The sequence below is a fragment of the Arthrobacter yangruifuii genome (assembly GCF_009192775.1).
Taxonomy (GTDB): Bacteria; Actinomycetota; Actinomycetes; order Actinomycetales; family Micrococcaceae; genus Arthrobacter_B; species Arthrobacter_B yangruifuii.
Genome location: NZ_VTFX01000005.1, coordinates 392060 through 411234 on the forward strand (window position 1 = coordinate 392060; position 19175 = coordinate 411234).

The 19175-nt window shown below is 64.7% G+C and carries 19 protein-coding genes; 13 read left to right on the forward strand and 6 right to left on the reverse strand.

Features of this window, described 5'->3' with window-relative positions:
• Positions 1 to 74 precede the first annotated feature (74 nt).
• From GD627_RS12725 to GD627_RS12735, 3 genes are read left to right on the forward strand one after another with little or no spacing between them, the layout of a single operon-like run.
• Positions 75 to 1040 carry an ABC transporter ATP-binding protein gene (locus tag GD627_RS12725; protein ID WP_152272814.1) on the forward strand — a complete coding sequence of 322 codons (966 nt, stop codon included), beginning with the start codon at positions 75 to 77 and terminating at the stop codon, positions 1038 to 1040.
• Complete coding sequence (locus GD627_RS12730; RefSeq protein WP_152272815.1) at positions 1033 to 1917, forward strand: ABC transporter permease; 885 nt, start codon at positions 1033 to 1035, stop codon at positions 1915 to 1917. The genes GD627_RS12725 and GD627_RS12730 overlap by 8 nt, the downstream gene beginning before the upstream one ends.
• Positions 1914 to 2747, forward strand: a complete 834-nt coding sequence (locus GD627_RS12735) for an ABC transporter permease (protein ID WP_152272816.1) — start codon at positions 1914 to 1916, stop codon at positions 2745 to 2747. Before GD627_RS12730 ends, GD627_RS12735 begins: the two co-directional genes overlap by 4 nt.
• An 8-nt stretch (positions 2748 to 2755) precedes the next feature.
• On the opposite strand, the gene GD627_RS12740 is transcribed toward GD627_RS12735, so the two are convergent.
• Entirely contained in the window at positions 2756 to 3277 is a 522-nt protein-coding gene (locus GD627_RS12740; RefSeq protein ID WP_152272817.1) for an O-acetyl-ADP-ribose deacetylase, read from the reverse strand.
• A 112-nt stretch (positions 3278 to 3389) separates the two neighbouring features.
• Between GD627_RS12740 and GD627_RS12745 the strand changes: the two genes are divergently transcribed.
• The 4 genes from GD627_RS12745 (at position 3390) to GD627_RS12760 (ending at position 6482) form a co-directional block, all read left to right on the forward strand.
• A complete protein-coding gene (locus GD627_RS12745) occupies positions 3390 to 3893 on the forward strand; it encodes a hypothetical protein (RefSeq protein ID WP_152272818.1) in 504 nt (167 codons plus the stop codon).
• Positions 3894 to 3969: 76 nt separating this feature from the next.
• Positions 3970 to 4833: an exodeoxyribonuclease III gene (locus tag GD627_RS12750; RefSeq protein WP_146363738.1), complete on the forward strand. Its 864-nt coding sequence runs from the start codon at positions 3970 to 3972 to the stop codon at positions 4831 to 4833.
• A gap of 13 nt (positions 4834 to 4846) precedes the next feature.
• The gene (trpS, locus tag GD627_RS12755) at positions 4847 to 5881 is read left to right on the forward strand and encodes a tryptophan--tRNA ligase (RefSeq protein WP_152272819.1); all 1035 of its coding nucleotides are present in this window, start codon (positions 4847 to 4849) and stop codon (positions 5879 to 5881) included.
• A 4-nt stretch (positions 5882 to 5885) separates the two neighbouring features.
• Positions 5886 to 6482: a 2'-5' RNA ligase family protein gene (locus GD627_RS12760; protein ID WP_246165488.1), complete on the forward strand. Its 597-nt coding sequence runs from the start codon at positions 5886 to 5888 to the stop codon at positions 6480 to 6482.
• Here the strand turns inward: GD627_RS12760 and GD627_RS12765 are convergent.
• From GD627_RS12765 to sdhC, 5 genes are all read right to left on the reverse strand, one after another.
• Entirely contained in the window at positions 6479 to 7255 is a 777-nt protein-coding gene (locus tag GD627_RS12765; RefSeq protein WP_152272820.1) for an alpha/beta hydrolase family protein, read from the reverse strand. The genes GD627_RS12760 and GD627_RS12765 overlap by 4 nt on opposite strands.
• Before the next feature lie 78 nt (positions 7256 to 7333).
• Positions 7334 to 8110, reverse strand: coding sequence for a succinate dehydrogenase iron-sulfur subunit (locus tag GD627_RS12770; RefSeq protein WP_146363732.1), 777 nt, complete (start codon positions 8108 to 8110; stop codon positions 7334 to 7336).
• Entirely contained in the window at positions 8110 to 9876 is a 1767-nt protein-coding gene (sdhA, locus tag GD627_RS12775) for a succinate dehydrogenase flavoprotein subunit (protein WP_146363730.1), read from the reverse strand. Before sdhA ends, GD627_RS12770 begins: the two co-directional genes overlap by 1 nt.
• Before the next feature lie 63 nt (positions 9877 to 9939).
• Positions 9940 to 10419, reverse strand: a complete 480-nt coding sequence (locus tag GD627_RS12780; RefSeq protein ID WP_146363728.1) for a succinate dehydrogenase hydrophobic membrane anchor subunit — start codon at positions 10417 to 10419, stop codon at positions 9940 to 9942.
• 6 nt (positions 10420 to 10425) lie between these two features.
• Positions 10426 to 10803, reverse strand: coding sequence for a succinate dehydrogenase, cytochrome b556 subunit (gene sdhC, locus GD627_RS12785; protein WP_146363726.1), 378 nt, complete (start codon positions 10801 to 10803; stop codon positions 10426 to 10428).
• Positions 10804 to 11029: 226 nt separating this feature from the next.
• Here sdhC and GD627_RS12790 point away from each other — a divergent pair, with 226 nt between their 5' ends.
• From GD627_RS12790 to GD627_RS12815, 6 genes are all read left to right on the forward strand, one after another.
• On the forward strand, positions 11030 to 12169 hold the full coding sequence (locus tag GD627_RS12790; RefSeq protein WP_146363724.1) for a mannose-1-phosphate guanylyltransferase: 1140 nt from the start codon (positions 11030 to 11032) through the stop codon (positions 12167 to 12169).
• 100 nt (positions 12170 to 12269) lie between these two features.
• A complete protein-coding gene (locus GD627_RS12795; RefSeq protein WP_246165489.1) occupies positions 12270 to 13460 on the forward strand; it encodes an amidohydrolase in 1191 nt (396 codons plus the stop codon).
• A 257-nt stretch (positions 13461 to 13717) separates the two neighbouring features.
• On the forward strand, positions 13718 to 14800 hold the full coding sequence (locus GD627_RS12800; protein ID WP_246165490.1) for a BMP family lipoprotein: 1083 nt from the start codon (positions 13718 to 13720) through the stop codon (positions 14798 to 14800).
• 169 nt (positions 14801 to 14969) lie between these two features.
• On the forward strand, positions 14970 to 16514 hold the full coding sequence (locus GD627_RS12805; RefSeq protein ID WP_152272823.1) for an ABC transporter ATP-binding protein: 1545 nt from the start codon (positions 14970 to 14972) through the stop codon (positions 16512 to 16514).
• 17 nt (positions 16515 to 16531) lie between these two features.
• Positions 16532 to 17878 carry an ABC transporter permease gene (locus GD627_RS12810; protein WP_146363824.1) on the forward strand — a complete coding sequence of 449 codons (1347 nt, stop codon included), beginning with the start codon at positions 16532 to 16534 and terminating at the stop codon, positions 17876 to 17878.
• A complete protein-coding gene (locus GD627_RS12815) occupies positions 17875 to 19161 on the forward strand; it encodes an ABC transporter permease (RefSeq protein ID WP_152272824.1) in 1287 nt (428 codons plus the stop codon). Before GD627_RS12810 ends, GD627_RS12815 begins: the two co-directional genes overlap by 4 nt.
• The last annotated feature ends 14 nt before the right edge of the window (positions 19162 to 19175 follow it).

Genomic DNA, 19175 nt, shown 5'->3' on the forward strand with positions numbered 1-19175 from the left:
GTTCCGCGGCGCGGACCGGGCGGATGACTGCAGACGTGCATCTGCCCGGTTCCGCGTCCACTACACTGTCGTGAGTGTCGCAGATCACATCCACAAAAACCGTCCCCGAAACCCGCTCCGATTTCGTCATTTCCGCACGGAACCTAACCAAGTCCTACGGCGATTTCACCGCCGTCAACGGCATCTCCTTCGACGTACCGCCGGGGGAGTCCTTCGGGCTCCTCGGACCCAACGGTGCCGGTAAGTCCACCACCATGAAAATGATCGGCGGTGTCTCCCAGCGCAGCGGGGGCGAGCTCAGCATCATGGGGCTGGACCCGAACCGGTACGGCCCCGAAGTACGCGCGCATCTGGGCGTGGTGCCCCAGCAGGACAACCTCGACGAGGACCTGCGGGTGCGGGACAACCTCCTGGCCTACGGACGCTACTTCGGCCTGCCCAAGAGCTACCTGCAGCCCAAGGCGGACGAACTGCTGGAATTTGCGCAGCTCGCCGACAAGGCCAAGGCCCGCGTGGACTCCCTCTCCGGCGGAATGAAGCGCCGGCTCACCATTGCCCGGTCCCTGATCAACGATCCGAAGATCCTGCTGCTGGACGAACCCACCACCGGACTGGATCCCCAGGCCCGGCACATCCTCTGGGACCGGCTCTTCCGCCTCAAGGAAGCCGGCGTGACGCTGATCCTCACCACCCACTACATGGACGAGGCCGAACAGCTGTGTGACCGGCTGATTGTGGTGGACAAGGGCGCCATCATGGCCGAAGGCTCGCCGGCGGCCCTGATCCGCGAACATTCCACCCGCGAGGTGGTGGAGCTCCGGTTCGGCTCGGACCGGAACACCACCGTGGCATCGGAGCTGGAAGGGATCGGGGAACGGCTGGAGACCCTTCCGGACAGGGTGCTGATCTACGCCGACGACGGCGAAGCCGCCCTGGAAGCCGTGACCGGCCGGGGGCTGCGGCCCATCACGTCGCTGGTGCGCCGGTCCTCCCTGGAAGACGTGTTCCTGCGCCTGACCGGGAGGAGCCTCGTTGAATAAGCTCCCCGCCGAAGCCGCCGCGCACCCGGTACTGGGGCTGCGTTCACCGCTGACCCCCAGCCAGACCGCGGCCAGGGCCCGCCGTTTCGGTGCCTTCTACTACGCCGACATGTGGATCCGGCGGATGCGCGGCTACCAGGGGACGGTGCTGATGACCGCCGTCGGCACCCCCCTGATCTACCTGCTGGGCATGGGCACCGGGCTTGCGGTGCTGATCGACGCCAACTCCGACGCCGGTTTTCCGGGCAGCAACGGCTCCACCGTTTCCTACCTGGTGTTCCTGGGCCCGGCCCTGGTGGCCACAGCCGCCCTGATGGTCTCCAGCGAGGAAAATACCTGGACGGTCATGGGCGGTTTCAAGTGGCACCGCACCTACTACGGCCCTAATGCCTCGCCGCTCTCCAGCGGGCAGATCGCCTCCGGGCACGTTATGGGCCAGGCGTTCCGGCTCCTGCTGACCACCGGAATCTATTACCTGTTCCTCCTGCTGTTCGGCGCCGTTCCGCAACCGGAGACCGGCTGGCTGATGGTTTTCACTGCCCTCCTGGCCGGGCTGGCCTTCGGCATGCCGTTGCTTGCCTTCAGCGCCACGCTGAAGGAGGACAGGGGCCAGTTGACCATGGTCCAGCGCTTCGTCGTGATGCCATTGTTCCTGTTTTCTGGGACGTTCTTTCCGCTGGATAACCTGCCGCTCGGGGTGCGCTGGATCGGCTGGATCTCCCCGCTCTGGCATTCCACCGAGCTGGGACGGGTCCTCAGCTACGGGCATCCCGAACCGGCGGCCATGACCGCCCTGCACCTGGCCTATCTGCTGGTGCTCTCCGCCGTCGGCCTGGTCCTGGCCCGGCGCAACTTCACCCGGAGGCTGGCAGGATGAGCACGCAGAATTCCACGGCGCCTACCTCGCTGGTACCGCGGGACCGCTTCCTCGGCTCCCTCTACGGCCGTAATACCCGGGCAGTCATTGCCCGCGGACTCAAAGCCACGTGGGGAACCAACTGGTCCATCATGGTCAGCGGCTTCGTGGAGCCGGTGCTCTATCTGGTGGCCATGGGCATCGGACTGGGTGCCCTGGTAGGCACCGTGACCGGACCCGGGGGAGAAGAGATCGGCTACGCAAACTACATCGCGCCGGCCCTGCTTGCCGTGTCCGCGATGAACGGCGCGGTGTACGACTCCACCATGAACGTGTTCTCCAAGCTCAACTACTCCCGGCTGTACGAGGGCATGCTGTCCACGCCGCTGGGTCCGCTGGACGTCGCGATGGGGGAAATCTTCCTGGCCCTGCTCCGCGGCGCCATGTACGCCACCGGTTTTACTGCCGTGATGGGCGCGATGGGCCTGATCACCTCGCCCTGGGCGCTGCTGATGATCCCCGCAGCGGTGGTGATTGCCTTCGGGTTTGCGTCCTTCGGCATGGCCGTAACCAGCTATATGAAGACCTTCCAGCAGCTGGACTGGGTCAACATGGTCATGCTGCCCATGTTCCTGCTCTCCGCCACCTTCTATCCGCTCAGTGTCTATCCCGGGCCGATGCAGTCCGTGATCCAGGCGCTGCCGCTCTGGCACGGCGTCGAGATGCTGCGGCAGATCAGCGTAGGCATCTTCAACTGGGGAACGGCCGGGCACCTGCTGTATTTCGTGGTGATGATTGCGATAGGCCTGACCCTGACCACCCGCCGGCTGCGCGCCCTGTTCCTGAAGTAGGCAACCGGTCAGCCGGCCAGCTCCCGGTACCGGCGGGAAAAGATCCCGGCCAGATGGTCAGTAAACAGCACAAACTCCGCGCGCTGCAGCGTTCCCGGCTGATGGTCCAGAAGCTCCTGCAACCCGATATCAGCCACGGTCTCCGGATCCCAGCCGTAGACGCCGGCACTGACGGCCGGAAAGGAAATGCTCTCCGCGCCCAGCTCCTCGGCTGCGGCCAGGGCGGTGCGGAAGCAGGACCTCAGCAGTTCCGGATCCGTTTCCCCGGCCCCGGCATTGGGGCCCACGGTATGCACCACCCACCGGGCGGGCAGGTCGAAGGCCTCGGTGGCCACGGACAGCCCGGTGGGCAGCCCCTGCGGCAGGGAGGTCCTCCGTAGCTCCCGGCAGGCCGCCAGCAGCTTCGGGCCGGCGGCGCGGTGGATGGCGCCGTCCACGCCGCCGCCGCCCAGCAGGGAGGAATTGGCGGCATTGACGATGACGTCGGTATCCCGGCGGGTGATGTCGCCGGTCGTGATGGTGATCTGCATCGAGCCAGTCTGCCACTGCACCGGCCGGGCGGCCACCGCGGGCGGCGGCGACCGCAGGCGCGCAGAGCGAACACGGCACAGTGCACCTGCGGGAGTTTGAGAGAATGAAACCATGCAGTCGATCCGAAACGGCAAGATGCCGTCGTCCTCGTCCACACCCGGCCGCGGCCTCAGCCGCAGGATGGGCTCCACGGGCATCGTGGTGATGCTCATTGTCTTCCTGGTGGCGGTGGTTTTTGCCGCCAACCAGAATGATTTCATCGGCTGGGCGGTGGTCATAGTTTCCCTGGGCTGGCTGGTCCTCGCCACCTTCGTGGTGTTCTCCGTTCGGAGCGCCACCCGCAAGGCCACCGCAAAGCTGGCCGGTGCCGCGGCCGGTCTGGCTCCCGCCGGCGGAGTGCAGGTGGTCGATGAAAGCACCACCGTCCGTGACCAGAAGCTGGACCACAGTTTCAAGATCATCCAGGTCCAGGCCAAGGTGGTCACCGACAATCTGGATACCAACCGGGAAATGGTCGACCGTGCCCTGGAAACCATCTCCATCACCGCCCATAACGGCCGTGGCATGATCAAGAAGAACGACGGCGGGCCGGTCGAAGGCACCATAGTCGACTAGGTTCCATCCACCGTTCCGGAACCGCAGTGCAGCGGCCCCGCCGCAGCGTTTTCGGGACGAACAGCTACTGAGGAGTATGGTTATTCGCGTGAGTTCGGCATCAACGGGAACTGCAGACAGTTCCGGGAAAGCACTGCGCATTGCGTCTGTGAATGTCAACGGCATCCGCGCCGCCTACAAACGGGGCATGGCCGATTGGCTCGCAGCCCGTGATGTCGACATTCTGTGCCTGCAGGAGGTCCGCGCCCCCGACGCCGTCCTGAAGGACCTCCTGGGGGAGACCTGGCAGGTCCAGCACGCGGAATGCCTCGATGCGAAGGGCCGTGCCGGCGTCGCCATCGCTTCCCGCACCGCGCCGGTGGACGTCCGCGAACACATCGGCGACGAGTATTTCGCGCGCTCCGGCCGCTGGATCGAAGCGGACTTCAAGATTCCCGTGGACGGCGAGGAAAAAATCCTCACCGTCGTCAGTGCCTACGTCCACTCCGGCGAGGTGGACACCCCCAAGCAGGTGGACAAGTACCGCTTCCTCGACACCATGGCGGCGCGGCTGCCCGCCCTGGCCCAGACCAGCGACTTCGTGCTGGTGGTGGGTGACCTGAATGTGGGCCACACGCCCCTGGACATCAAAAACTGGAAGGGCAACGTCAAGCGTGCCGGGTTCCTCCCCGAGGAACGCGCCTACTTCGACCGTTTCTTCGGCGAGGAGATCGGCTACACCGACGTGCACCGTTCCCTGGCCGGAGAGGTCAACGGCCCCTACACCTGGTGGTCCTGGCGCGGGCAGGCCTTCGACAATGACTCCGGCTGGCGGATTGACTACCATATGGCCACCCCGGAGCTGGCGGCACGGGCCGTTCACGCCGTCGTCGACCGCGCACCTACCTACGACTCCCGCTTCTCAGACCACGCTCCAGTAGTGATCGACTACCAGTTCTAAGGGATTTTCTTTTATGACATCCGAGTCTTCTCCGAGCCGCCGGCGCATCCTCTCGGGCATGCAGCCGTCCGCCGATTCCCTGCACCTGGGCAACTACCTCGGCGCCCTCGTCAACTGGGTACGGCTTCAGGACGAGTACGACGCCTACTTCTTCATCCCCGACCTGCATGCCATTACGGTGCCGCAGGATCCCGAGGACCTGCGCCAGCGCACCCGCGTCACCGCAGCCCAGTACATCGCAGGCGGTGTCGACGTCGACAAGGCCACGTTGTTCGTGCAGTCCCAGGTGCCCGAACACGCCCAGCTGGCCTGGGTGCTGAACTGCCTCACCGGTTTCGGCGAAGCCTCCCGCATGACCCAGTTCAAGGACAAGCAGCAGCGCTTCGGTGCCGACTCGGCCAGCGTGGGTCTGTTCACATACCCCATCCTCCAGGTCGCCGACATCCTGCTGTACCAGCCGCACGGCGTTCCCGTCGGTGAAGACCAGCGGCAGCATGTGGAGCTCAGCCGGGACCTGGCACAGCGCTTCAATACGCGCTTCGGCGACACCTTCGTGGTCCCCGAGGTCTTCATCCAGAAGGAAGCGGCGAAAATCTACGACCTGCAGAACCCGACCGCGAAAATGTCCAAGTCGGCCGCCTCGCCGGCCGGGCTGATCAACCTTCTCGACGAGGACAAGGTCATTGCCAAGCGGATCAAGTCGGCAGTGACCGATGACGGCAGCGAAATCAGGTTCGACCGGGATGCCAAGCCCGGAATCTCGAACCTGTTGTCCATTTACTCCCTGATCAGCGGACGCAGCGTGGAAACCCTGGAGAAGGAGTACGAGGGGAAGATGTACGGACATCTGAAGGTGGACCTCGCCGAAGTGGTCACCGAACACGTTCGGCCCATCCGGGAACGTGCCCTGCACCTGCTCGACGATCCGGCGGAACTGGACCGGCTGCTGGCCGTGGGCGCAGCCAAGGCCCGGGAATCCGCCTCTGTCACCCTCGCGGACGTCTACAACAAGGTCGGTTTCCTGCCGCTGGGCAGCGTTACCGCGTAGTCCCGTGAAAATCAGCGAATCCCTCGACCAGGACACGGCAGCCGGCGCTTTGGACAGCAGCCGCGCTCCCGAGTGCGCTGCACGCTGTGTCGGGATAGTGATTGCGGTGCCGGAGCCGATGGTCAGCGAGCTTCGGGACGCCCGCGCCTCCTTCGGAGACCCCCTGGCGGAGCTGATCCCGGCCCACATCACCCTGGTGACCACCACGGAGACCGATGACTGGGAAGCCATGCTGCGCCATGTGCGGGAGGTTGCTGCAGCACAGGAGCCGTTCCGAGTGGCCCTGGAGGGAACGGCGTCCTTCCGGCCGGTTTCGCCGGTGGTCTACCTCAACGTCACCGAGGGCTTTGAGGAGTGCACCGCCCTGCACAAGGAACTCCAGAGCGGTCCGCTGGCTCGTGAGCTTCCCTTCCCGTTCCATCCGCACGTGACGGTGGCGCACGACATCAGTGAGCAGGGCATGGACGAGGCCGCCCACCGGCTGCGCGGCTATTCGGCGGCCTTTTCCGTGGACAGCGTGGGCCTTTACGAACACGATGCCACCGGGGTGTGGAAACTGCACGAGCATGTCCGGCTGGGGACACGGAGCCGGCGCAGCTAGGCGTCGGCCGGCAGATCCAGATAGGTGCCGGCCCACGCCGCGATGATCGCGGCTGCCCGGCTGGTCTGTGCCCGCTCGACCATCAGGTGGTCACTGCCCTCGAGTGAAATGAAATTCCGGGGATGCCGGGCCGTCCGGAAAATTTCGCTCGCATTGTCTATCCCGACGGTGTTATCCGTGGGGGAGTGCATCACCAGCAACGGCAGGTGCAGCTCCCTGATGCTGTCCGTAAGGTCATGGCTGCGCAGGTCCTCGATCAGATGACGGCGGATCTCCAGCTCCCCGCCGCCCAGATCAACGGAGGCAGAGCCCTGTTCGCGGATCCGGTCCAGCTCCGATTCGAAGAGATGGAGCACATGCGAAGGGCTAAAGGGTGCGGCAATGGTCACCACCGCGTCCAGCCCGTCCACCTCGGAGGCTGCCGCCAGGACGGCCGCCCCGCCGAGGGAGTGCCCGATGAGCAGGGAGACAGGCCGGCCGGACCCGGCCAGAAAGGCGCAGGCGCTGCGGACATCGGCCACCTTGGTGCTGAAGCTGCCGTCTTCCCAGTCGCCGGTGGATCCGCCCAGCCCAGCGGCGTCGTAGCGCAGGACGCCGATGCCGTGGCCTGCCAGCGCCTTGGAAATCCGGGACGCGGCGGCACTGTTCTTCCCCAGCGTGAAGCCGTGGCAGAAGACCGCCCAGGCGCGGGCGCCGCCGTCGGGAACGTCCAGGGTTCCCGCCAGGGTGGTTCCGTTGACGCCGGGAAAAGATACAGATTCAAACGAAGGCATGTCCCAACTCTATCGGGGACGCAAAAGGCGCCTGCCGCGGGGAAACCGCGGAAGGCGCCTTTCGGTGTGCAGGGACTGCTAGAGCGAGCGGGCCAGAATGGCCTGCTTGACCTCGGAGATGGCCTTGGTGACCTGAATGCCGCGGGGGCAGGCTTCCGAGCAGTTGAAGGTGGTGCGGCAGCGCCACACACCTTCCTTGTCGTTCAAGATCTCCAGGCGCATGTCGCCGGCGTCGTCACGCGAATCGAAGATGAAACGGTGTGCATTGACGATGGCGGCGGGTCCGAAGTACTGGCCGTCGGTCCAGAACACCGGGCAGGAGGACGTGCACGCAGCGCACAGGATGCACTTGGTGGTGTCGTCAAAACGCTCACGGTCCTCGGCGGACTGCAGGCGCTCCTTCGTCGGTTCGTGCCCCTTGGTGACAAGGAACGGCATGATCTCGCGGTAGGACTGGAAGAACGGCTCCATGTCCACGATGAGGTCCTTTTCCACCGGCAGGCCCTTGATGGGCTCGACGAGGATGGGCTTGGACGTGTCCAGGTCCTTCAGCAGGGTCTTGCAGGCCAGGCGGTTACGGCCGTTAATGCGCATGGCATCGGAGCCGCAGACACCGTGGGCGCAGGAACGGCGGAACGAAACCGAGCCGTCGTGTTCCCACTTGACCTTGTGCAGTGCGTCCAGCACGCGGTCCGTGCCGTACATGGTCAGCTTCCACTCATCCCAGTAGGCTTCGTCGGAAACCTCGGGGTTGTAGCGGCGGACCTTCAGGGTGATCTCAAACGAGGGGATCTCTCCGCCGACTGATTCGGGGAGCTCTACCTTCGAGGCCGGCTCGGCGATTTCGGTTGTCATTAGTACTTCCTCACCATCGGCTCGTAGCGCGTGAAAATGACCGGCTTGGTGCCCAGCCGAATGCCGGCGGTGTGCTCGGTGTTCTCGGCTTCGTCAACCTTGTAGGCCATCGAATGCTTCATGAAGTTCTCGTCGTCGCGCTCCGGGAAGTCCTCGCGGAAGTGTCCGCCGCGGGATTCGGTGCGGTGCAGGGCGGCTACGCTCATGACCTTCGCCAGTTCCAGGAGGAAGCCCAGCTCCACGGCCTCGAGGAGGTCGAGGTTGAAGCGCTTGCCCTTGTCCTGGACGCTGATCTTCTGGTACCGCTCCTCGAAGGAAGCGATGTCCGTGAGGACCTGCTGGATGGTCTCCGCGGTGCGGAACACCTGCATGTTCGCATCCATGGTGTTCTGCAGGTCCCGGCGGATCTCGGAGACACGCTCGGTGCCTTCGGAATTGCGCACGTGGTCCAGCAGCGCCACGGTGTCCAGTTCGGCGTTTTCCGGCAGGTCGACGAAATCGGCGGTCAGGGCGTATTCGGCAGCGTAAATACCGGCCCGCTTGCCGAAGACGTTGATGTCCAGCAGGGAGTTGGTACCCAGTCGGTTGGAGCCGTGGACGGAGACGCAGGCGACCTCGCCGGCTGCGTACAGTCCGGGGATCACGGTGTCATTGTCCTGGAGTACCTCGGCCTTGATGTTGGTGGGGATGCCACCCATCACGTAGTGCGCCGTGGGGAATACCGGCACCGGCTCGGTGTAGGGCTCCACACCGAGGTAGGTACGGGCGAACTCGGTGATGTCCGGAAGCTTCGCGTCGATGTGCGCCGGTTCCAGGTGCGTCAGGTCCAGCAGCACGTAATCCTTGTTCGGACCGCAGCCGCGGCCTTCGCGTACCTCGTTGGCCATGGAACGGGCCACGATGTCACGCGGGGCCAGGTCCTTAATGGTCGGGGCGTACCGCTCCATGAAGCGTTCACCCTCGGAGTTGCGGAGGATGGCGCCTTCGCCGCGGGCTGCCTCGGAGAGGAGGATGCCCAGGCCGGCCAGGCCGGTGGGGTGGAACTGGATGAACTCCATGTCCTCCAGGGGGATGCCCCGGCGGAAGGCGATGCCCATGCCGTCACCGGTCAGGGTGTGCGCGTTGGACGTGGTCTTGTAGACCTTGCCAGCACCGCCGGAGGCAAACACCACGGACTTGGCCTGGAAGATGTGCAGCTCGCCGGTAGCCAGGTCGTAGGAAACGACGCCGGCCACCCGCTTCTGGCCGTTGAGGTCAACAACGGTAATGAGGTCCAGGACGTAGTACTCGTTGTAGAACTCAACGTTGTGCTTGACGCAGTTTTGGTACAGCGTCTGCAGGATCATGTGGCCCGTGCGGTCTGCGGCGTAGCAGGCGCGGCGGACCGGTGCCTTGCCGTGGTCACGGGTGTGGCCGCCGAAGCGGCGCTGGTCGATGCGGCCTTCGGGCGTCCGGTTGAACGGCAGGCCCATCTTCTCCAGGTCCAGCACGGCGTCGATGGCTTCCTTCGCCATGACCTCCGCGGCATCCTGGTCCACAAGGTAGTCACCACCCTTGACGGTGTCGAAGGTGTGCCATTCCCAGTTGTCTTCTTCCACGTTGGCAAGTGCCGCGCACATGCCGCCCTGCGCCGCGCCGGTGTGGGAGCGGGTGGGGTACAGCTTGGTCAGGACCGCCGTACGCGCACGCTGACCTGATTCGATGGCGGCACGCATACCGGCGCCGCCGGCGCCGACGATGACGACGTCGTACTTATGGACCTGCATAGCAGATGCTCTTTCTGTTGAAACTACTAGAAATTCGTGGGCTGCCCTGGTGCCGCGCGGCCGCTAAGCCCCGCAGTATTCCTGGAGGGTCTCCGCCGTTGCGCCTGCAACGCAGGGATCAAAGGTGAAGATGACCAGGGTGCCGAGCACGATGATCACGAAGGTCGCGACGTAGAGGACAGTCTTGAGCCACATGCGGGTGGCTTTCTTGTCTCCGTAGTCGTTGATGATGGTGCGGACGCCGTTGGTGCCGTGAAGCATCGCCAGCCACAGCATGACCAGGTCCCAGACCTGCCAGAGGGGGCTGGCCCATTTGCCTGCCACGAAGCCGAAGTCCACGGCGTGGATACCGTCGCCGACAACCAGGTTCACGAACAGGTGGGTGAAGATCAGGACAACCAGGATGACGCCGGAAACGCGCATGAACAGCCAGGCGAACATTTCAAAGTTGCCGCCGCCTGAGGAGTTGCGGGTGTAACGGGGCGCGATGCGTCCGGAACGGGGTGCTTCGAGAGCGTGGGCTTCGTTTGTAGATGTGCTCATTGGTTATTAACCCCCGAAGACGTTGGGCAGGTGGCGGATAGAGAACCCGATAACCGTTACGGCCCACAGGGCAACAACGCCCCAGAGCATCTGGCGCTGGTACTTGGGCCCCTTCTTCCAGAAGTCGATCAGGACTACACGCAGGCCGTTGAAGGCGTGGAACACAATAGCCGCAACGAGACCAAGCTCGCCGAGGCCCATAATCGGGTTCTTGTAGGATTCGATCACCACGTTGTAGGCCTCAGGTGACACGCGCACCAATGAGGTATCCAGAACATGGACCAAAAGGAAGAAGAAGATCGCCACGCCGGTGATACGGTGCACAACCCACGACCATTGGCCTTCCCGGCCACGGTAGAGAGTGCCTGCTGGTAACTTCGACACTGAATTTTCCTCCCTGCATCGCAGCGGCGTTAGCGCGTGTTCCACGCAGTGATGACGCCGGTGCGACAGCGATATAAGCTCTACCATAATCTAGGCTCGCGTGACCGGGCTTTCAATTTAGGTTGTCCTATGGTGTGACCCTGATTACATTGAATCGGCACCGCGGACCGTGTACAGGCTGCCGCTTCCCCGTGTACGCCTCCTGGCTGGGCTAATCTTGGCTGTGATGAGTAACGACAAGCCCCATGCCGCTCCTGCGCCCGCTGACCTTGACCGCTTTTACGGGGTTATCCCGGCCGGCGGCGTCGGGACGCGCCTTTGGCCGCTTTCCCGTGCCGCCGCACCGAAGTTCCTCCACGACCTGACCGGCTCGGGGTCCACCCTGATCCGTGCCACCTATGAGCGCCTGAGCCCGCTCAGCGGAGACCGGGTCATGGTGGTGACCGGCGCGGTGCACCGGGCAGCCGTGAGGCAGCAGCTGCCGGAAATCTCCAACAAGAACCTGATCCTGGAACTGGAACCGAAGGACTCCGCCGCCGCGATCGGCCTCGCCGCTGCCATCCTTTACAAGCGGGATCCGGAGATCATCATGGGCTCCTTCGCCGCGGACCAGGTGATTGCCCCCGTGGAGGTCTTCCAGTCCGCCGTCCGGGAAGCCGTGCATACTGCGGCGCAGGGTTACATTGTCACCATCGGCATCCAGCCCACCCACGCCTCCACCGGCTTCGGTTACATCCGGGCCGGGGATCCGCTGGACATTGCCGGCGCGCCGAGCGCGCGCTCCGTGGTGGAGTTCGTGGAGAAACCGTCGGCTGACGTGGCGCAGACCTACCTGGACAGCGGGAGCTACAGCTGGAATGCCGGCATGTTCGTGGCGCCGGTGGATTTGATGCTCAAGCACCTGGAAGCCAACGAGCCGGTGCTCTATGCCGGGCTGACGGAAATCGCCGATGCCTGGGATACCGCCCGGCGGCGGGAAGTGGTCCGGCGGGTCTGGCCGACCCTGCCCAAGATCGCCATTGACTATGCAGTGGCGGAACCGGCTGCGGCCGCCGGTGACGTCGCCATGATTCCGGGTGTCTTCAGCTGGGACGACGTGGGCGACTTCGCGGCGATCGGCCGGCTGAACCCGGCAGCCGAAAACAGCGAGATCACCGTGATGGGAGAGGGTGCCCGCGTCTACTCCGAAAACGCCACCGGAATTGTCGTCTCGGACACCAAGCGGGTGATCGCGCTGATCGGCATCGAGGACGTCGTCATCGTGGACACCCCGGACGCCCTTCTTGTCACCACCAAGGAACACGCACAGGAAGTCAAGAAGGCGGTTGAACACTTAAAGGCCAGCGGCGACACGGACGTCCTGTAGCCCGGACGTCCGAGACCCGTCACGGGGCGTCTTTCCGGCGCTTCGCATTCCCTCTTTAGCCCCCAACTTGGCTAACCTTAAGGGTGTGCAGACTATCCCGTTGAGCAATTACCCCATCCCCTCGATACGGGGAAGCGTGGTGCCGCTCCTCGGCGGGCTGACCGGGTTCCGCCGGGACCTGCACGCGCATCCCGAACTCTCGCATAAGGAATTCCGCACCACCGACCGCATCGTTGAAGCCCTCGAAGACGCAGGCCTGCAGCCCAAGCGGCTGGAAAGCACCGGCGTCGTGGTGGATATAGGTGACGGGCCCATCCGCCTGGCGCTGCGCGCCGACATTGATGCCCTTCCCGTGCTTGAAGAGACGGGTCTGCCGTATTCCTCCGAGAACACCGGCATTGCCCACGCCTGCGGCCACGACATCCACGCCACGGTCATGCTGGGCGCGGCCATGGTCCTCTCGGAATTCGAGGCCGCCGGGGAGCTGGGCGGCCGGGTGCGGGTCATCTTCCAGCCGGCCGAAGAGGTGATGCCCGGCGGTGCGCTTTCGGTCATCGAACAGGGGGCCCTGGACGGCGTGCCGCGCGTCCTGGCCCTGCACTGCGATCCCCGGGTGGACGTGGGGCAGGTAGGCACCCGCATCGGCGCGATCACGTCCGCCTCGGATACCATCCGGATCGAGCTCACCGGCCGCGGCGGGCACACCTCCCGTCCGCACCTGACCGAGGACCTGGTTTTCGCGCTGGCCGAGATAGCGGTCAGCGTTCCGGCCGTGCTCTCACGCCGGATCGATGTGCGCAGCGGCGTGTCCGTGGTGTGGGGACAGATGCATGCCGGTTCCGCACCCAATGCCATCCCCGGGCACGGGTTCATGGCCGGCACCATGCGCTGCCTTGATGCGGAGGCCTGGCATGCCTCCGGCGAACTGCTGGACAAGGTGGTTCGGGAGGTCGCGGCACCGTTCGGCGTCGACGTCCATCTGGAGCACACCCGCGGCGTGCCGCCGGTCATCAACGCCGACGCCGAAATCAGCCTGATCGAAGCAGCAGCCCGCGCCGAACTGGGGGAGGACGCCGTGGTGCTCGCCCCGCAGTCCATGGGCGGGGAAGACTTTGCCTGGATGACGCAGGCAGTGCCCGGTGCGCTGATGCGGCTGGGAACCCGGACTCTGGGCGGCGAAACCTTCGACCTGCACCGGGGGGACTACAACCCCGATGAACGCGCCATCAGCTGCGGAGTCAGCGTCATGGCTGCCGCCGCCCTGCGCGCCGCCAGGGGCCTGCGCCACTAAACCGGCACGTCCGCCCCCATGCATCCCTGCTGTGCTGCGGGATAAAAATTCGCCACGATATCAGTCCCGCACTCTCCGGGCACGCCACGTTGGTAACAACTTGCATACGATTTTTGGACTGTGCCCGATTTGGAATTAGTGTAGCCTCCGACACACTATGGTTATGTTGCTGCGGTCCAATGACGGACGGAGCGCTGCGCCTGCGCTGCACCATTGAGGCACCGTACGGCGAATCCCATTTCTTTTCTGGAGGAACATTGAAGAATTACCCGCGCAGCTTTAAGCGCAATGCCGGCATTTCGGCCGCAGTGCTCGGCGTTTCCGCACTCCTGCTCTCCGGCTGCGGCGCGGCCCCCGAAGAAGAAGCCGGCTCGGCTGAGGGCGCCACTGACTTCCTGGGCTGCATGGTCTCCGACTCCGGCGGATTCGACGACAACTCGTTCAATGAGTCCACCTACAACGGCATGATGAAGGCCAAGGAGGACCTGGGCATCGAGGTCAAGACGGCCGAGTCCCAGTCCGAAACCGACTTCACCCCGAACGTGGACAGCATGGTCCAGGCAGGCTGCGACCTCACGGTCACGGTTGGCTTCCTGCTCGCCGACACCACCAAGGAAGCGGCAGCGGCGAACCCCGACAGCCACTTCGCGATTGTCGATGACAATTCCATCGTTGCGGACAACGTCAAGCCGATCATCTACGACACGGCTCAGGCCGCGTTCCTGGCGGGCTACGTTGCCGCAGGCACGTCCCAGACCGGAAAGGTTGCCACCTACGGCGGCCTGGACATCCCGACGGTCACCATCTTCATGGATGGCTTCGAGCAGGGCGTGAACTACTTCAACGAAGAAAACGGCGCCGACGTCCAGGTCCTCGGCATGGATTCCTTCACCGGCAGCTTCGACGATGTCTCCGCCGGCAAGACCACCACCCAGAACTTCCTCAACGAAGGCGCGGACATCATCATGCCCGTCGCCGGTCCGGTTGGCGCCGGCTCGCTTGATGCCGTAGTCGCAGCCAACGCTGCGGGCAAGGACGCCAAGGTCATCTGGGTCGACTCCGACGGTTACGAGACGGTCAGCACGGGCAAGGAAGTTATCCTCACCTCGGTCATGAAGCTCATGGGCGAAGCAGTGGAGGACGTCGTCAGCACCGACGTCGACGGCAACTTCGACAACACTCCGTACATCGGCACCCTGGAGAACGGCGGCGTCACCATCGCTCCGTTCCACGACCAGGAAGCCAATGTTCCGGAAGACGTGAAGAAGTCCGTCGAGGACATCAAGGCCAAGATCATCTCCGGTGACATCAAGGTCGAGTCCGAGTCCAGCCCGAAGTAGCGCCTGACACGTAGTACCTGTGCCCGGGCAATTGCCCGGGCGCAGCGAGCACCGCATGCACTAAAGTGACCGCCGTCTTCCCGGCAGCCTTCAGCGGCCGGGGAGACGGCGTTTGTCATGCGTAGGTACTGTTCTCTGTTTTGTTTTCTCGAAAAGATTGGTTGGGGTTTTGAAACTCGAACTCAAGGGCATCACCAAGCGCTTCGGCGCCCTGGTGGCCAATGACCACATCGACCTGGTGGTGGAGCCTGGCCAGGTCCACAGCCTGCTCGGTGAAAACGGCGCCGGCAAGTCAACCCTGATGAATGTGCTGTACGGACTGTACGAGCCGACCGAAGGCGAGATCCTGGTCGATGACCGTCCCGTCACCTTCAACGGCCCCAGCGATGCCATGGCCGCAGGAATCGGCATGGTGCACCAGCACTTCATGCTCGTTCCCGTCTTTACCGTGGCCGAAAACGTGGCCCTTGGAAACGAGACCACCAAGCTGGCGGGCATGCTGAACCTGGAGCAGACGAAGCGCCGCATCCGTGAGATCTCGGACCAGTACGGGTTCGACGTCGATCCCGACGCCGTGGTGGAGGACCTCCCCGTAGGCGTCCAGCAGCGCGTGGAAATCATCAAGGCCCTGATCCGGGACGCCGAAGTCCTCATCCTTGACGAACCCACCGCCGTGCTGACGCCCCGCGAAACGGACGAGCTGCTGGGAATCATGCGCCAGCTCACCGAAGACGGTAAGTCGGTGGTCTTCATTTCGCACAAGCTGCGGGAGGTCAAGGCCGTCTCCGACGTGATCACCGTGATCCGCCGCGGAAAGGTCGTGGGCTCCGCTGATCCCTCCGCCAGCACCACGGAACTGGCGTCCCTGATGGTCGGCCGGTCCGTGAGCCTGAACCTGAACAAGGCCCCGGCCACTCCGGGGGAGGAGACGTTCGTCGTCGAGAACCTCACTATTGCCTCCGCGACCGGCCCGGCCCTGCTTGACGGCGTCAGCTTCGGCATCCGGCGCGGTGAAATCCTTGCCGTGGCAGGCGTCCAGGGCAACGGCCAGACCGAACTGACCGAGGCCATCATGGGCCTGCAGGACCATGTCACCGGCTCCATCCGGCTCGACGGAGAAGAACTGGTGGGCCGCCGGACCCGGGACATCATCAACAGCGGTGTGGGCTTCGTCCCCGAAGACCGCAATGTCGACGGCCTCGTGGGCACCTTCTCCGTCGCGGAGAACCTTGTCCTGAACCGCTACGACCAGGCGCCCTTCGCCCGCGGTGTCTCCCTGCGTCCGGCGGTCATTGAAGCCAACGCGGCCGAGAAAATCACCGAATTCGATATCCGCACCCAGTCTGCGGCAACCGCGGCAGGCACGCTCTCCGGCGGCAACCAGCAGAAGGTTGTCATGGCCCGCGAACTCTCGCGTCCGCTGCAGCTTTTCATCGCTTCCCAGCCCACCCGCGGGGTGGACGTGGGATCCATCGAATTCCTGCACCGGCGCATCATTTCCGAGCGCGACGTCGGCACCCCGGTGATGATCGTCTCCACCGAACTCGACGAAGTCCTTGAACTGGCGGACCGGATTGCCGTGCTTTACGGCGGCCGGCTGATGGGCATCGTCCCCGCCGACACCTCCCGCGACGTGCTGGGCCAGATGATGGCCGGCATGTCCGCGGACGAAGCTACAGCGCAGCACACAGATTCCAAGGGAGGGGCCAAGTGAGCCCGGAGGATTCCACCATGCAAGACCCGCCGGGGGAGCGCAGCATCGCAGCTGCCGAAGCCACCCGGCTCGAGGCCGCGGCGGAAACCGCCGACGGCACGGTGGCTCCGCCCGCCGTGCCCGCGGCTCACCAAAGCGGCGACCTCGGCGATGACCGTTCCCGGCAGTCCGCCCTGCGGCAGATGCTGTCCTCGAACGCCATGGTGTCGGTCCTGTCCGTCCTGCTCGCCCTGATTGTCGGCGGCATCCTGATTGCGGCCACGGATGAGGAAGTCGGCGAAACGGCGTCGTACTTCTTCTCCCGGCCCGGCGACATGCTGTCCGCAGCCTGGTCCGCCGCCGCAGGAGCCTACGCCGCCCTGTTCCAGGGCGCGTTCTTCAACTTCGGAGCCGACAGCGTGCAGCGGTTCTTCTACCCGCTGACCCAGACCCTGACGGTGGCAACACCGCTGATCCTGGCCGGCCTCGGTGTTGCCGTGGCGTTCCGGACCGGACTGTTCAACATCGGTGCCCAGGGCCAGATCATCATCGGCGCGGCCATGGCTGCGTGGGTGGGCTTCGCTGTCCACCTTCCGGTGGGACTGCACCTGCTCCTGGTGATCATCGCCGGTATGCTCGGCGGCGCCATCTGGGCCGGCATCGCAGGCATCCTGAAGGCCCGGACCGGCGCGCACGAAGTGATCGTCACGATCATGCTCAACTACGTAGCCATCAACCTGGTCCTGTTCCTGCTCAGCACCCCCGCCTTCCAGCGGCCGGGCTCCTCGAACCCGATCAGCCCGCAGCTCGATGCCAACGCCATGTTCCCGCCGCTGCTGGGCAGCGGATTCCGGCTGCACTGGGGCTTCGTCCTCGCCGTGCTGGCCACCGTCTTCATCTGGTGGCTGATGAACCGCTCCACCATCGGCTTTGAACTCAAGGCCGTGGGAGCCAACCCGTCGGCCGCACGCAACGCCGGCATCAGCACCACCAAGGGCTACGTCGTTGTCATGCTCATCGCCGGTGCCCTCTCCGGCCTGGCCGGTGTGGCCCAGGTGGCCGGCACCGAAAAGGTGCTGACCTCCGGCGTTGCCGCCAGCTTCGGCTTCGACGCGATCACCGTGGCCCTGCTGGGCCGCTCGAGCCCCTGGGGAACCTTCGCGGCCGGCCTGCTGTTCGGCGCCTTCCGCGCCGGCGGCGTCACCATGCAGACCAACACGGGAACCAGCATCGACATTGTGCTGGTAGTGCAGTCGCTGATCGTCCTCTTCATTGCGGCCCCGCCCCTGGTGCGGTCGCTGTTCCGTATCCCGCCGCCGGGAGCGTTCAAGACCACCGGCAAGCGCTCATCCAAGAACCCGAAAACCGCCGGAGGCGCAGCATGAGCACCGCAACAACGCTTCCCGCTTCCACACCGGCCGCCACGGTCGGCGTCCGCAGCTGGAAAACCCCGATCATCCTGATGGTCCTGTCCCTGCTGGGACTTGCCGTCTTCGCCCTGGGCGCACCGTCCAATGACGTCACCTTCCGCCTTTCCGATCCCGGCGAGGCAATTGTCCTGCCCGAACTGGTGGTGTCCGCACCCGTTGTCGGATGGTTCACCGCCGTCCTGATGGTTGCAGCCGCAGCCTGGGCACTGATGCTGACCCGCAGCGGACGCCGGGTGCCCGTCTGGGTTGTCGCGGTCTTCGGACTGCTGTTCGTCATCGGCTTCCTCACCTGGGTGGTGGGCAGCGCGAACACCCCGAACGTTGCCCTCTACGGTCTGCTCTCCGGCTCCTTTGCCCTGGCCATTCCGCTGATCTTCGGTTCGCTGTCGGGTGTGCTGTGTGAACGCTCCGGCGTCGTCAACATCGCCATTGAAGGCCAGCTGCTCTTCGGCGCCTTTGCTGCCGCTGTGGCGGGTTCGCTCTCCGGCAACGCATTCGTGGGTCTGTTCGCCGCGGCCGTGGCCGGTGCCATGGTGTCGCTGGTGCTGGCAGTCTTCAGCATCAAGTACATCGTCAACCAGGTCATTGTGGGCGTGGTGCTGAACGTGCTGGTCTCCGGCCTGACCGGATTCCTGTTCTCCACGCTGCTGTCCTCGGATGCCGCGAAGTGGAACTCCCCGCCGTCGCTGCCCCCGATCCGGATCCCGCTGCTGGCGGACATCCCGATCCTCGGGCCGATCCTCTTCAACCAGTCGATTGTCGGCTACCTCATGTACATCGCCCTCGCCGCGGTTTACATCGGCCTGTTCCACTCCAAGTGGGGACTGCGTACCCGTGCCGTGGGCGAACACCCCAAGGCCGCTGACACCCTGGGCGTGAACGTGAACCGCACCCGGTTCATGAACGTGCTGCTCGCCGGTGTGGTTGCCGGCGTCGGCGGCGCATTCTTCACCCTCGTGTCCGTCTCCGCGTTCAACCGTGACATGACCGGCGGCCAGGGCTACATTGCCCTCGCCGCACTCATCCTGGGCCGCTGGAACCCGCTCGGCGCGCTGCTGGCTGCGCTGCTGTTCGGCTTTGCCACCAACCTGCAGTATGTCCTGAGCCTGTTGGGAACCGCTGTTCCCAACCAGTTCCTGGCCATGCTGCCCTACATCGTGACGATCTTCGCCGTCGCCGGGGTGGTCGGCAAGTCCCGCGCCCCCGCCGCCAGCGGGGTGCCGTACATCAAGGGTTAGCACTGAGGGGGACC